The 14,469-nt window shown below is 59.0% G+C and carries 11 protein-coding genes; 4 read left to right on the top strand and 7 right to left on the bottom strand.

The window, feature by feature from the left end:
* Positions 1–387: 387 nt before the first annotated feature.
* From BM174_RS06515 to BM174_RS06505, 3 genes are all read left to right on the top strand, one after another.
* On the top strand, positions 388–1,299 hold the full coding sequence (locus BM174_RS06515) for a LysR substrate-binding domain-containing protein (protein ID WP_093923043.1): 912 nt from the start codon (positions 388–390) through the stop codon (positions 1,297–1,299).
* A gap of 98 nt (positions 1,300–1,397) precedes the next feature.
* A complete protein-coding gene (locus BM174_RS06510; RefSeq protein WP_093923042.1) occupies positions 1,398–2,435 on the top strand; it encodes an aromatic ring-hydroxylating dioxygenase subunit alpha in 1,038 nt (345 codons plus the stop codon).
* A 152-nt stretch (positions 2,436–2,587) separates the two neighbouring features.
* On the top strand, positions 2,588–3,277 hold the full coding sequence (locus BM174_RS06505) for a histidine utilization transcriptional repressor HutC (RefSeq protein ID WP_093923041.1): 690 nt from the start codon (positions 2,588–2,590) through the stop codon (positions 3,275–3,277).
* 44 nt (positions 3,278–3,321) lie between these two features.
* On the opposite strand, the gene hutU is transcribed toward BM174_RS06505, so the two are convergent.
* The 4 genes from hutU to hutI are packed head-to-tail and all read right to left on the bottom strand — an operon-like array spanning position 3,322 to position 8,541.
* Positions 3,322–4,989 carry a urocanate hydratase gene (gene hutU, locus BM174_RS06500; RefSeq protein WP_093923040.1) on the bottom strand — a complete coding sequence of 556 codons (1,668 nt, stop codon included), beginning with the start codon at positions 4,987–4,989 and terminating at the stop codon, positions 3,322–3,324.
* On the bottom strand, positions 4,986–5,798 hold the full coding sequence (gene hutG, locus BM174_RS06495) for an N-formylglutamate deformylase (RefSeq protein WP_093923039.1): 813 nt from the start codon (positions 5,796–5,798) through the stop codon (positions 4,986–4,988). Before hutG ends, hutU begins: the two co-directional genes overlap by 4 nt.
* Positions 5,795–7,333: a histidine ammonia-lyase gene (gene hutH / locus BM174_RS06490; protein ID WP_093923038.1), complete on the bottom strand. Its 1,539-nt coding sequence runs from the start codon at positions 7,331–7,333 to the stop codon at positions 5,795–5,797. Before hutH ends, hutG begins: the two co-directional genes overlap by 4 nt.
* A complete protein-coding gene (gene hutI, locus BM174_RS06485; RefSeq protein ID WP_093923260.1) occupies positions 7,330–8,541 on the bottom strand; it encodes an imidazolonepropionase in 1,212 nt (403 codons plus the stop codon). The genes hutH and hutI overlap by 4 nt, the downstream gene beginning before the upstream one ends.
* An 84-nt stretch (positions 8,542–8,625) precedes the next feature.
* On the opposite strand from hutI, the gene BM174_RS06480 reads away from it, so the two are divergent.
* A complete protein-coding gene (locus BM174_RS06480; protein WP_093923037.1) occupies positions 8,626–9,984 on the top strand; it encodes a formimidoylglutamate deiminase in 1,359 nt (452 codons plus the stop codon).
* Here the strand turns inward: BM174_RS06480 and BM174_RS06475 are convergent.
* The 3 genes from BM174_RS06475 to BM174_RS06465 all read right to left on the bottom strand — a co-directional run bounded on the left by BM174_RS06475 (position 9,945) and on the right by BM174_RS06465 (position 14,396).
* Positions 9,945–10,532, bottom strand: coding sequence for a HutD/Ves family protein (locus tag BM174_RS06475; RefSeq protein ID WP_093923036.1), 588 nt, complete (start codon positions 10,530–10,532; stop codon positions 9,945–9,947). The genes BM174_RS06480 and BM174_RS06475 overlap by 40 nt on opposite strands.
* A gap of 307 nt (positions 10,533–10,839) precedes the next feature.
* Positions 10,840–11,532 carry a GntR family transcriptional regulator gene (locus tag BM174_RS06470; protein ID WP_093923035.1) on the bottom strand — a complete coding sequence of 231 codons (693 nt, stop codon included), beginning with the start codon at positions 11,530–11,532 and terminating at the stop codon, positions 10,840–10,842.
* The gene (locus BM174_RS06465; RefSeq protein WP_342742055.1) at positions 11,529–14,396 is read right to left on the bottom strand and encodes an FAD-binding and (Fe-S)-binding domain-containing protein; all 2,868 of its coding nucleotides are present in this window, start codon (positions 14,394–14,396) and stop codon (positions 11,529–11,531) included. Before BM174_RS06465 ends, BM174_RS06470 begins: the two co-directional genes overlap by 4 nt.
* Positions 14,397–14,469 lie beyond the last annotated feature (73 nt).

Below are 14,469 nucleotides of genomic sequence, written 5' to 3'. Positions count from 1 at the left end.
TAACGTGAGGTGTCAACCGAACTTCCACGACGTAGTTGGCGAGGTTCGGCTGGTGGCTTGGCGCAGGTTGATCATAGCTGTGAAAACTAGAGATAGTGCTCACCTTGTGCGGGAATTTCAGGTCCGACCATTATCAGTTTATCAGAATTTCGGTGCCGTCATCGGCAACTTGCTGTGCGAGGCGGGTCAGCTTCGCGTACGACCCGCCTGATCCGTTCAGTTCTTTAGGCGTTGAACCACCAGCGCTCGGCGCACCGGTTGCCGTCAAAATCTCAGTTACCCGCGCCCGTTAATATGAATCTCCAATACGGGTGACAACTTAGTTCTGGCGGGCTACTGTTTAGTATTATTGAGCCAGTCTCGTGAGGCGGAGTGTTTTAGCCAAATATGCGGTCTGTTTTGCCACCCTTACGCGCTTTGCAGGCCTTCGAAAGCTTTGGGCGGCTGGGCTCGGTGAGCGGCGCTGCGCAAGAATTAGGCGTGACCGCCGGTGCGATCAGCCAGCAGCTCAAATTGCTCGAAGATCATCTGCAAATGGCGCTCATCATGAAGGACGGGCGGCGCGCATCACTGGTGCCCAAGGCCCGATCCTACCATGCTGTTGTCTCGGAAGGGTCTGAGAAACTCCGGCGCGCGCAGGCGCTTCTGGCACAGCAGAAATCCGCGCTGGATATCCATGTCTCGGGGTTGCCGACTTTGTTGATAAAGTGGCTCCAGCCTCGATTGCAAAGTTTCGAAGCACGAAGCGAAGGGGTCTCGATCAGGTTGGAGGCCACCCACGGAGAGCCGGAACCGGCTTTTCTGGATCACATGTTTCGCCTCACCTATGGCAATGTTTCCAATACATTTCCCCATTCACGTGCCTTGTTTCAAGATGTCTGCTTTCCAGTGTGTTCGCCTGATTTTCTAATGCGGCATCCCGAAGCGCTTGAGCCGGCGAACCTGCCCTATCTGCCATGGGTTGATATTGACTGGGGGCCATCCTATTCGACCGTGCCGACCTTGGGGACGTGGCTAGCAGCCCAAGGCCTGCCACGGCCGACGCGAAAGCCAGTATCGATACATTCGCTTTCCAGCTCGGCGCTGGAATCGGTTGTCAGCGGGCAGGGGATCGCTTTGGCGCAATTGTCCTTTGCCTCTGTCGATCTCGGCCTGGGGCGACTGATCCGGATCTCGCAGGAGTCGATTCAAATGCCCGAGCCTTATTATGTCTGCTGGGGGCCTTTGATGCTAGAGCAGGAAAAACCGCGCGATTTTCTTAACTGGCTGCTGGCGGAAGCAAAAGTTTTGAACACTTAGCAAAACTAAACAATATGCCGCGCGGCTTCGATTCTTTCGAGGGGTAAGCAGATGTATCGTCGGCGCAATCACGGCCCTCACCTTAGTTAGGAAGTCACATGTTTCTGAAGAATGCTTGGTACGTCGCCGCGTGGAGCGACGAGATCGTTAACGATTTGCAGCAGATCAAGGTGCTCGGTGAAAAGATATGTATGTTCCGCAATACTCAGGGCGAAGTGATCGCGATGGAGGATGCCTGTCCGCACCGCAAACTGCCGCTCTCCAAGGGGCGGATCAAGGGCGACAATGTGGAATGTGGCTATCACGGGCTGACCTTCGATTGCGCGGGCCAATGTGTCTGGGCACCGGGCGGCGGGCGCATCCCCTCGGCTGCGCGGGTGCGGCCCTTTCCAGTCCATGAAAAATACGGGCTGGTCTGGATCTGGATGGGCAATGCAGCAATCGCGGACCCCGAAGACATTATCGACATTCCAAATTTCGACAGCCCCGAATGGGGCCTCAATCGCGGCGCGGCGATGGAGCTCAACTGCAACTATCTGCTGATGTGTGACAACCTGCTCGACCCGACCCATGTGGCTTGGGTGCATGCTACGTCCTTTGCCTCGGCCCAGACGAAAGACGCGCCGCTGCGGGTGACCAAGACCGACAACGGCGTTATTGTTCATCGCTGGATGATGGACCATGAACCAGCGCCATTTTACAAAAAGATTGTGGAGTTCGCGGGTAATTGCGACCGCCTGCAGCACTATGAGGTGCGCTATCCCAGCCATGCTTTGATCCGCGCGGTGTTTACTCCAGCGGGCACAGGTGGTGTGGACGGAACGCTGCATGAAAACACTTTTGTCATGGACAGCTATAACTTTATGACCCCCACGACCGATAAAGAGACCCGGTATTACTGGTTCCAGTTGCGCAATATCCGCCCTGATGACGAAGCACTGTCAAAGATGATGAGCGAGGACGTACGCCACGCTTTCGAAGAAGACCGCGCCGTGCTGGATCAGGTCCAGATCGGGATGGACGAGAAAACCTCGCCACATATTGATCTGGGCATTGATGCGGGGCAGCTGCGGTTCCGCCGCCAGTTGGAGGCCATGATTGCCGAAGAGGCGCTAGTCGACGCGAAGATGAGATAATGAGCGGCAAAGCGAACGCGCGCTGCTTTATGTTCAGACGTTCGCTTTTGTCTTGGCACATTGCATTATGTCTAGATTAATAGCACATTGAGGTGAACGAGAGCTGCGAAGGGCCCGATGACCGATACACAAAGCAAGAAAACTGGCCCGCAATGAAAGTCACCTACAAAGAGGTCAAAGCCGACATTCTGGGCAAGATCATCAAGGGCGATTGGGGGCCGGGTGATTTGGTGCCAAATGAAGTCGATCTTGCCGAGACATATGGCTGTGCGCGGGCGACGGTGAACCGCGCCATGCGCGAGCTTTCGGACGACGGGATTATTGAACGGCGCCGCAAAGCCGGCACGCGCGTGCGCATGTCACCGATCCGTCAGGCGCGTTTTGACATCCCGCTTGTACGCGACGAGATCGAGGATAAGGGCGCGTCCTACCGGTATTCGCTGTCCAGTCGCATTGTTGAAGTGGCACCGGACTGGCTGCGGGCGCGGCTGCAACTGCCGGAAGAGGGCAGGGTTTTGCACCTTGTTTGTATGCATTACGCCGACGGCGTTCCCTATGAGCACGAAGACAGATGGATCAATCTGACTGCACTGCCAGCAGCGGAATTTGCTGATTTCGCGGAAGGTGGCCCAAGCGAGTGGTTGGTCGCGACGATCCCGTTTTCGGAGGCCGAGATTAACTTGTCTGCCGGATTGGCGGATCAGGGTTTGGCGGACTATCTGGGATGTTCTGTCGGCGATCCGCTATTCACCATCGAACGCTCGACATGGTGGGAAAGCGATGCGGTGACCTACGTCCGTTTTTCGTACCGTCCCGGCCATCGCCTGACGTCCCGCTTTTAGGCAAGGACTGCGCCGCCCCCGTGAGGTGGCAGCGCAGGCGTTAGTTAAAGGATGCCCGGCAGATTCAAGCCATTCTCGCGCGCGCACTCAAGCGCATCCTCATAGCCCGCATCGGCGTGGCGCATGACGCCGGTCGCCGGATCGTTCCACAAAACGCGGGCAATGCGCCGGTCTGCGTCCTCGGTGCCGTCGCAGCAGATCACCATTCCAGAGTGTTGCGAGAAGCCCATGCCAACGCCGCCCCCGTGGTGCAAGGAGACCCAAGTCGCCCCCGAAGCCGTGTTCAATAGCGCGTTGAGCAATGGCCAGTCTGAAACTGCATCCGAGCCGTCTTTCATCGCCTCGGTTTCGCGGTTTGGCGAGGCAACCGAGCCTGAATCGAGATGATCGCGGCCAATGACGATAGGCGCGGAAAGCTCGCCGTTGCGCACCATTTCGTTGAAGGCGAGGCCGAGCTTGTGGCGCACGCCCAGACCCACCCAGCAAATGCGGGCTGGCAGGCCTTGGAAGGCGATGCGTTCGCGTGCCATGTCGAGCCAGTTGTGAAGGTGTTTATCCTCGGACAGGATTTCCTTCACCTTGGCGTCGGTTTTATAGATGTCTTCGGGATCTCCAGACAATGCCGCCCAACGAAACGGGCCAACCCCACGGCAAAACAGTGGGCGGATATAGGCGGGGACAAATCCGGGGAAGTCGAACGCGTTGTCCAACCCTTCCTCCAGTGCCATCTGGCGGATGTTATTGCCGTAATCGACTGTCGGCACGCCTGACGCGTGGAAATCGCACATCGCCTTGACCTGCACTTTCATGCTGGCGCGGGCGGCTTTTTCGACCTCTTTCGGAGCGGTTTCGCGTTTCTCTTTCCACTCTGCCAATGTCCAGCCTTGGGGCAGGTAGCCGTTGATCGGATCATGGGCTGATGTCTGGTCTGTGACGATATCGGGGCGGATGCCGCGCTTTACCAGTTCGGGAAACACATCCGCCGCATTGCCTAGCAAGCCAACCGATTTTGCCTCGCCTGCCGCGGTCCAGCGGTTGATCATCTCCAGCGCCTCGTCCAGCGTTTCGGCCTTTTCATCGACGTAGTTTGTGCGCAGCCGGAAGTCGATGCTGTCAGGATTGCATTCGACCGCAAGGCAACAGGCGCCCGCCATTACAGCCGCCAGTGGCTGAGCGCCGCCCATGCCGCCAAGACCACCGGTCAGGATCCATTTACCCTTAAGCGAGCCGTCATAGTGCTGGCGTCCGGCCTCGACAAAGGTCTCGTAGGTGCCCTGAACAATGCCTTGCGATCCGATGTAAATCCACGATCCGGCTGTCATCTGGCCGTACATGGCCAGACCCTTTTTATCCAGTTCGTTGAAGTGGTCCCATGTGGCCCAATGCGGCACGAGGTTGGAGTTGGCGATCAGAACCCGCGGCGCATCTTTGTGGGTTTGAAACACGCCGACAGGTTTGCCCGATTGCACCAGCAGGGTCTGGTCGTCTTCCAATTCGCGCAAGGAAGCGACGATCATATCGTAATCCTTCCATGTCCGCGCAGCCCGACCAATCCCGCCGTAGACCACAAGTTCATGCGGATTTTCGGCAACGTCGGGGTGCAGGTTGTTCATCAGCATCCGCAAGGGGGCTTCGGTTAGCCAGCTTTTGGCCGTCAACTCGGTGCCGGTTGCCGGATAAACGTCACGGGTATTCTTGCGCGGATCGCTCATGATGTGCCTTTCTGTATCGGTTTTAGGTTCGGGGCCAATGCGGCCAGTTCGGTCAAAATGGTTGAGAGGTGGCGGCGAAGGCGGCCCGATTTCGCAACGTCGTACTCCCAAGGGCGCGCTTCGGTGCTGAGATATGTGCTCTGCGCCAGTTCCATCTGGATCGCGTGCAGGCCTTCGGAAGGGCGGCCATAGTGGCGCGTCGTCCAGCCGCCTTTGAAGCGTCCATTGGTGACGCAAGTATAGCCTTTCGCGGCAGCGCAGACCTGTTGCGTTGCGGTCTCGATCTCGGGGGCGCAGGTGGTGCCCATGTTTGTGCCGATGTTGAAGTCGGGCAGCGTCCCTTCAAACAGGAACGGAATGCCCGACCGGATCGAGTGGCAATCATACAAGATCGCGACGCCGTGGATGCTGCGCACGCGGGTAAGCTCGGCCTCAAGCGCGGCATGATAGGGCGCGTGACAGGTCTGGCGGCGGGCCTCAACCTCGGCGTCGTTTGGCGGGGTAGTCCAGATGTCATACCCGTCGAAATCGGTCAGCGGCACCAACCCGGTGGTATTCTGCCCCGGATACAGCGAGACACCGGAAGGGTCACGGTTGGCATCTATGACGTAGCGGTGGAAGGTCGCGCGCACCGTGCTCGCGCCGTGCAGCACGCCATCGTAAAGCTTGTGAATATGCCAATCCGTGTCGTCCAACCCACGGCCACGGGCATTCATCGCGGCCCTGATTTTCTCAGGCACGAAGGTGCCGGTATGCGGCAGGCCCAATACGACCGGCGTATCGCCTTGGTGGATTTCGACGGGCGTCACGCGATCAACTCAGGCATGTCGATGCCCGCGGCGTTCACGATATCACCGGAAGCGATCATCACCGCTGCACGCTCCAGATCGGGCGCGAGATAGCGATCCTCCCCCAGCGTTGCCACCTCTTGGCGCACACGGGCAACCACGCGTTGCAAAGTAGCGCTGGTGGCGAGCGGTGCGCGAAAATCGATCCCCTGCGCCGCGCAGAGCAGTTCAACACCCAGAATGCGTGCCAGATTTTCGTTCATCGCGCCCAGCCGTCTTGCGCCGTGGGCGGCCATACTGACGTGGTCTTCCTGATTGGCAGAGGTCGGCGTGCTGTCGGTGACGCAGGGGTTCGCCAGATGTTTGTTCTCGCTCATCAACGCCGCGGTGGTCACTTCGGCAATCATATAGCCGCTGTTCAGCCCCGGATTGGGGGTGAGGAACGGCGGCAGATTAAAGCTGAGCACCGGATCAACGATCAAGGCAACGCGGCGTTGGGCAATCGCGCCGATTTCGGCAATCGCCAGCGCGATCATATCGGCGGCAAAGCCGACTGGCTCGGCGTGGAAGTTGCCGCCCGACACGATCAGATCGGCTTCAATCAGCACCAGCGGGTTGTCGGTGGCGGCGTTCGCCTCAATCTCCAGCGTGCGGGCTGTCATGCGCAGCACATCCATCGCCGCGCCCGTCACCTGAGGCTGGCAGCGGATGCAATAGGGGTCCTGAACCCGCGCATCATCCACGATATGGCTGTCGCGAATTTGGGAGCCCTCAAGCAGGGCGCGCATGGTCTCTCCGGCCTGAATTTGGCCAAGATGGCCGCGCAGAGCGTGGATTTCAGGCTGCAAGGGCGCGGTGGACCCCATAATGGCATCGGTGGACAGGGCCGAGGTGATCAGCGCCGAATGCGCCGCGCGCCATGCGCCGAACAGGCCCGCCAGCGCAAAAGCTGTCGAGAACTGGGTGCCGTTGATCAGAGCCAACCCTTCCTTGGGGCCAAGGACAACCGGCTCAAGCCCCGCTGCGGCCAAAGCGTCGGCGCCGGGCCGTGTCTTGCCGAGATACTCCGCCTCGCCGTGACCCATCATCACGGCGGCCATATGGGCCAGCGGCGCCAGATCGCCCGATGCGCCCACGGAGCCTTGCGCCGGTATGACAGGTGTCACTCCTTTGGTGAGCATATCCTCAATCAGCGTCACAACTTCAAGCCGCACACCCGAGGCACCGCGCCCCAAGCTGAGCAATTTAAGAGCCATCAGCAGACGCGCGTGGCGGCGCGGGATCGCAGGACCGACGCCGCAGCAATGCGACAAGATCAGATTGCGCTGTAAGGTTGCGGTGTCTTTGCTCGCGATCTTGACCGAGGCCAATTTGCCAAATCCGGTGTTCACCCCGTAAACCGCATCGGTGCCTGCGACGGCCTTAGCGATCCGCGCATGGGCGCGCTCAATCGCGGGATGACTGGCCGGATCAAGCTGCACCGATGCTTCGTTCCAATAGATGTCAGCCAGATTATCCAAGGTAACGGCGCCGGGGGTGAGGGTTAGTGTGGTCACGATGAACCTCCGAAAATGCGGGAGTGAAGGGGATTAAAGCCAATGCGGTATGACAGTTCGGCAGGGTGCTTGATGTTCCAGACGGCCATGTCGGCACGCATGCCAACAGCGAGGGTGCCAACGTCAGCCAGCCCCAAAGCCCGCGCCGCATTTTGCGTGACCCCGCGCAGGGCTTCTTCGGGGGTCATCCGGAACAGGGTGCAGCCCATGTTGAGGGTCAGCAGCAGCGAGTTGAGCGGGGAGGAGCCGGGGTTGATGTCTGTCGCCAAGGCCATCGGCACGCCGTGTTTGCGCAGCAGCGCGATGGGCGGGGCTTGTGTCTCTCGCAACGTATAAAACGCGCCGGGCAGGATGACCGCAACCGTACCCGCTTGCGCCATCGCTGCTACGCCAGCCTCGTCCAGATATTCGATATGATCGGCTGAAAGCGCGCCGTAGCTCGCTGCCAGCTTTGTGCCGCCGATATTTGAAAGCTGCTCTGCATGCAGTTTGACAGGCAGGCCCAAGGCGCGTGCCACATCAAAGACGCGGGCAATCTGGGCGGGCTGGAACGCGATGCCCTCGCAAAATCCGTCAACCGCATCGACCAGCCCTTCGGCATGGGCCGCACGCAGGGCAGGGATGCAGACATCATCGATATAGTCGTCATCGCGGCCCGCATATTCCGCCGGTGTGGCGTGCGCACCGAGGAACGTGGTTCTGACCCGGATCGGGCGCCTCTCGCCAATGGCGCGGGCGACGCGCAACATGCGCAATTCGGTTTCGATATCCAGACCATAGCCGGACTTGATCTCGATGCAGGTGACACCCTCAGCGATCAACACGTCGACACGGGCAAGTGCTGTCGTCAACAACTCCTCGGCAGTGGCCGCGCGCGTGGCCTTGACCGTCGAGACGATGCCGCCACCCGCCCGCGCGACTTCCTCGTAGCTGGTCCCGTTAAGGCGCATCTCGAACTCGACCGCGCGGTCGCCGCCGTGAACGATATGTGTGTGGCAATCGATCAATCCGGGCGTCACGACGCGCCCGCCAAGATCGTCCTGCGGCAGGGTACTATAGGGGGAGGGTAAAGCACCGAGCGGGCCGAGCCAGTCAATTAACCCGTCAATCACCACAACGGCTGCATTCTCGATCCAACCATACTTGGCCCCCGAGTCGTCGAGGCTCGCCAGGTTCAAGTTCACAAAAACTTTGCTATTTTTCGTCATCCCGGCCCACCGCAGCTTAAATTTCACTTTAATGGTATGTATAAGTGTGCTTTATGTCTAGACATAAAAACTGAGGAACGCGAAATGATTTTTGCACGTCAAGCCAAGCTTTCAACGGGGTGGGCCAGTAACGTCCGTTTGGACATGGCGCATGGCCGGGTCGTCGGGGTTGATGCCAACCAGCAGGCCAAGGTCGGTGACACGACGGTCGACACGCTTTTGCCCGCGCTGGCAAACCTGCACAGCCACAGCTTTCAGCGGGCGATGGCGGGGATGACCGAATACCGGATGGCGGGTAAAGACAGCTTTTGGACATGGCGCGATCTGATGTACCGTTTTACCGCGCATCTGACGCCCGAACACGTCGAGGCGATAGCGGCGTTTGTCTTTCTGGAAATGCAGGAAGCGGGCTACGCCAGCGTCGGGGAATTTCACTATTTGCATCATCAACCCGGCGGCATGCCCTATGACGATCTGGGCGAACTTTCTGCCCGCATCGCTTCGGCTGCGGCAACTACCGGGATCGGGCTGACCCATCTGCCCGTGCTCTATACCTACGGCGGGGCGGGGCAGGCGGCGCTGACTGCGGGGCAGGCGCGCTTTGGCAACTCCGTCGATCGTTTTAACGAACTTGTCGCGCAGGCCAGAGGCGCCATTGCTGGATTGCCAGAGGATTGCCACGTGGGTATTGCGCCGCATTCCTTGCGGGCCACCTCACCTGATGATCTCAAGGCGGTTCTGGCAGCCCATGACGTAGGGCCGGTGCACATTCACATCGCCGAGCAACCTCAGGAAGTAGCGGATATTCAAACTGTTCTCGGGGCGCGGCCAGTCGAATGGTTGTTGGCAAATGCTCATGTGGACGCAGATTGGTGCCTGATCCATGCAACCCACATGACGGAGGCGGAAACCGTGAATTTGGCAAGCTCCGGTGCCGTTGCAGGGCTTTGCCCGATCACCGAGGCGAACCTCGGCGATGGCCCGTTTAACGGTCCTGCGTATCTGAACGCGGGCGGGGTGTTTGGCATGGGCTCGGACTCAAACGTGCTTATTTCGCTGACCGAGGAATTGCGCACCTTGGAATATTCCCAACGCCTGCGCGACATCGCGCGCAATGTCATGGTGGTGGGCGAAGGCTCGGTGGGCGACACGCTTTACACTGGCGCGGCCAAAGGGGGTGCCCGGGCTTTGGGGCGCGGTGCCGGCGACATCTCGGTCGGGGCTTGGGCGGATCTGGTGGCAATCGACAGCACCGCCCCCGCCTTATTCACGTTAAAGCGGGATCAACTGCTGGATGGCTTGGTTTTCGCCGCCAATGACGAGGTGGTCACGGATGTTTGGTCCGCGGGGCGTCATGCGGTCAAACAGGGCCGGCACATCCACCGCGATGCGATTACCGCCGCCTATCGTTCCGCGATGCACAGCGTGATGGCCTTGCTGTGATCCAGATAGGTCAGCCGGATCTCTAGCAGGGCGTCGCCTTCTGCCAATGTCAGGGCCGCGTTCGGCTGCGCGACAAACGCGGTGTCGCCGATAGCGATAGCCGTTCCGTTCACCTTTGGCATCCCTGCGAGGCCGTGAAACGCCAGCAATCCTTTGTTGGGGCGGGGCAGGTCGCAGACTAACGGTCTGCGCCGCGTCCGCACCTCTCCTTCACAAAGCTGCGGATTAAACATCAGGTTGAGATCCGTAAGGGGTCCATCGGCCAGACGGGAATTGACCTTAAGCCCTCCATCAAAACGAACCGGCTCCCAAGGGCGTGCGTCGATAGAAGCTGTCGGCGTCTCCAGCGTCATGATACTGCCGGAAACCACAGTCAGCACCCGCACCATACCCGCGAAATCGGAAAACGGACCGTCCTGTGCGACATCAGCGCGGCTGATAGTCCAAGCTGCCTGATCGAGGTGCAGGCCCTTGGCGATGTTGCGGGTGATGCCGCCGCCGTTTCTCCACGGGACTTCAATCAAATCGTCGAACTTCAGAATTTGCATGGACCGACTCCCGCTACGTCTCTCAGAGATATCATCTCGGCTGTGTCACAAGATGTGCACCAAAGAAATAGTAGACCTGAGATACGCCAAGTTCCCACGGGTCCGTCTGGCAGGACGAAATCTCAGCCTATGTTGCTTTGTAGAACAACAAGTTCCGAATACGGTCAGAAGAACACTTTCGTCAGACTTAGTTAACGCAAGACATCGGCCAACTATGAATCCTGTGGCGACCGCCTCACGCTCGTGTGTCAAACAGAGTGACTGAAATAATGTCTGAGTTAGAGAGGTAGTTTGCTGGCGAGGCGGCTTAAACAGGCTCGGAAGGCTCATTTTGCATCTCAAGCCACTGGATCACCGAGGCGCGCTTGGCATCCATGTGATCAAGCAAGGTGCGTGCCAAACTCTTGCCGTCCTTATCAATCAGAAACTTTAGGATATTTTCATGCTCCTGCACGGCGGCGTACCATCTGCCTTCGGTCATGTTCGCAAGGTAGCGGGCGCGCTGCATCCGCAATGAGAGCGCCTGACATGAGGTCGTCAGGGTATCGTTGCGTGCCGCGAGCAGGATTGCGCGATGGATTTTCTGGTTAATGGCGAAATAAGTGTCCAGGTCGCGGGTCTCATAGCTTTTGATCATCTGGGCATGCAGTTTACGCACAGCATCGGTTTCGTCGCTGGTAACGCATTTGCACGCCAGTTCACCCGATAGGGCTTCGAGCGCGCCGAGAACCGGAAAAACTTCTTCAACTTCGCCAACTGTGACTGAAGTAACCCAAGCCCCGCGGTTCGGTTCAAGCCGCACAAGTCCGTCCGACGCAAGAACCTTTAGCGCTTCGCGGAGTGGGGTCCGCGACACGCCAAAGCGAGTGCAGAGCATCTTTTCCGGGACCTTTGTGCCCGGGATCAATTCGCCACTGATGATCAGAGGCTGCAAGCGGTCCACCAGTTCTTGGTGCAGGGATTTGCGGGTGATGGCATGCGGCGTCAAATTCTGCATCATCTGGCGGATACCTCTCCTTTTTTCAGCGCCATCTCAAGCAGGCGGGCAACATGAATGGGCTTGCGCCCGGTAATATCGGCAACCTGATGCCTGCAAGAGGTGCCGTCGGCCACGATCAACGTATTGCCATCGGCCCCGCGCACGGCGGGGGCCAAATCGGCTTCGGCCATCCTACGCGAGACTTCGTGGGTGTCGACGCCATATCCGAACGATCCTGCCATACCACAGCAGCTTGTCTCGACGATTTCGACCTCGGTATCCGGCAGGCGGGCCAATGTTTTCTCGATGCTGGACATCACGCCCATTGCTTTTTGGTGGCAGTGCCCATGCAGTAGGACCTTTGGAGCAGGAGACGACAGTGGCAGCACGAAGTCAGGGTTGCCCTCCTGATCGGCGATATATTCCTCCAACATGCGAGCCTGTTTCGCCAGCAATGCGGTGTCCGCACCGGGCAGCAGCGCTGGTATCTCATCGCGCAGGGTCAACAGGCAACTGGGTTCGAGCCCGATGATCGGCAAACCTTGTTGCGCGAAGGGCAACAGGGCGTCGACCAGCCGGCGCGCCTCGGCCTTCGCCTCATCAATAAGGCCCACTGAAAGAAAGGTGCGTCCGCAGCACAAAGACCGTTCACCCTCGGGTTGCGCAGCCACGGCGACAGTGACCTGCGCGGCGTCAAGCACCACAACTGCCGCGCGCAGGTTTTCGGGCTCAAAATAGCGGTTAAAGCAGTCGGCAAAGATCACAGCCTTGGGCTGATCATGCCGTGCGACCTCATCGTTGCGGAATGGTCGATTGCTCCAGGTGGGCAGGTCGCGCGTGCGGGTAAACCCGGTGAGCCGTTCGGTCAGAGTAGCAAGCCCCGGCACGCTATTGCGCAAGTTTGCCAAGAAGGACAGGCGCGAGGCCCAAGGCGCGTAGCGCGGCAAATAGCCGACAAGCCGGTCATGCAGGCTTACACCGTGTTTTCTGGCCCGAGCGGACATTACCTCGATCTTCATGCGCGCCATGTCCACGCCTGTCGGGCATTCGCGTTTACAGCCTTTGCACGACACGCAAAGCTTCATCGTTTCGGCCATCTCGTCCGAGGTAAGCGCATCCGGGCCAAGCTGCCCGGTGATCGCCAACCGTAAAGTATTGGCACGGCCCCGTGTCAGATCTTGTTCCTTGCGTGTAACGCGATAGGACGGGCACATGACCCCGCCCTTGAGCTTGCGGCAGGCCCCGTTGTTGTTGCACATCTCGATGGCACCTTGAAAACCGCCGCCGCTGCCGGTCCAGTCAGACCAGTCGAGTTCGGTTTTGATCTCGGGGGCGGCGTAATCAGGGCCATAGCGAAACAGGCGCCGGTCGTCCATTTTCGGCGCGTTTACGATCTTGCCGGGGTTGAACAGCCCGTCTGGATCAAAGCGCTTTTTCACCTCGGCAAAATTGGCCACCATGCGGGCCCCGAACATTTTTTCATGGAACTCCGACCGGACCAGCCCGTCGCCGTGCTCGCCTGAATGCGACCCTTTGTACTTGGCGACGAGGTCAAAACATTCCTCCGCGATAGCGCGCATCGTCTTGACGTCTTTGTCGAGCTTCAGGTTCAGCACAGGGCGTACATGCAGACATCCCACCGACGCATGCGCGTACCACGTGCCTTTGGTGCCGTGTTTGTCAAAAATCTCGGTCAGCCCGGCAGTATATGCTGCGAGATCGGGCAATTCGACGGCGCAGTCCTCGACAAAGGACACAGGTTTGCCATCGTCCTTCATCGACATCATGATGTTAAGCCCCGAACTGCGCAGATCGGCAATCCGGCCCTGCATGGCTGCGTCGGTTACCTTCGTGACACCGCCCCAGTTCCGGCCTTTGCCAGTCCATGAAAATCCCAAATCCCCCATCATCTCCTCCAGCGCTTTCAGCTTGGCGGGGTGGCGGGTCGCATCTTCTTCGGCGAATTCAACCAACAGCAGTGCCTCGGGCGTGCCGGTCACCACCTCTTCAATCGTGGCGCGGAACATTGGGATATCGCGGGCAAGCGCGATCATCGTGGCATCCACCAACTCCACGCCTTGGGGGCGCAAAGATACAAGATGTTGAGCGGCATCCATTGCTTGATGGAAGGTGGCAAAGTGGCAGACACCCAGCACCTTTTGCGAGATGATCGGCCAAAGTTTCAACTCGATGGCCGTGGAATAAACCAATGTACCTTCGGATCCGACCAATAGCTGTGCAAGATTGTTGGGCGATTGGTTCGGGGTTAATGCGTCGATATTGTAGCCGCCCACACGCCGCATGACCTTGGGAAACCTTGCGCCAATCTCTTCCGCTTCGCGGTGGCCGAGCCGCAGCATATCGTCTTTCAGTGCTGCAAATGCTGGCGATGGGGCAGGGCCGTTCAGGCCAAAGTGGTGATGGCTCCCATCGGCCATGAAACCGTCAATCGACAGAACGTTGTCGCGCATCATGCCGTAGCGCAGCGATTTGCCGCCGCAGGAGTTATTGCCCGTCATGCCGCCGATTGTGGCCCGCGACGCCGTGGAGACATCGACCGGAAACCATAACCCGTGTGGCTTTAATGCGCGGTTCAGCTCGTCCAGCACGATGCCGGGGCGCACCACGCAGCGTTGGTTTTCGACATCCAGTTCCAAAATGTCGTTGAAATATTGGGTGTTGTCGAGAACCAGCGCCTCATTCACCGTCTGGCCACATTGCGACGTGCCGCCACCGCGCGCCAGTATCGGCACCTGCTGTTCGCGGGCGATGTCGATGGCGGCTGCGACGTCATCTTCGGATTTTGGGCACAGGATGCCGAGTGGCATCATCTGATAAAGCGACGCGTCGGTGGCGTATCGCCCCCGCGAAAAACGGTCAAACAACAGGTCTCCCTCAACGCGAGATTGAAGAAGGTCAGGGAGATGCTGAGGCATGTTCGATCCCGTTTGTTTGCAG

Origin of the sequence: Sulfitobacter brevis (genome assembly GCF_900112755.1) — a bacterium.
Classification (GTDB): domain Bacteria; phylum Pseudomonadota; class Alphaproteobacteria; order Rhodobacterales; family Rhodobacteraceae; genus Sulfitobacter; species Sulfitobacter brevis.
This window is presented reverse-complemented; position numbering and strand designations above follow the sequence as displayed.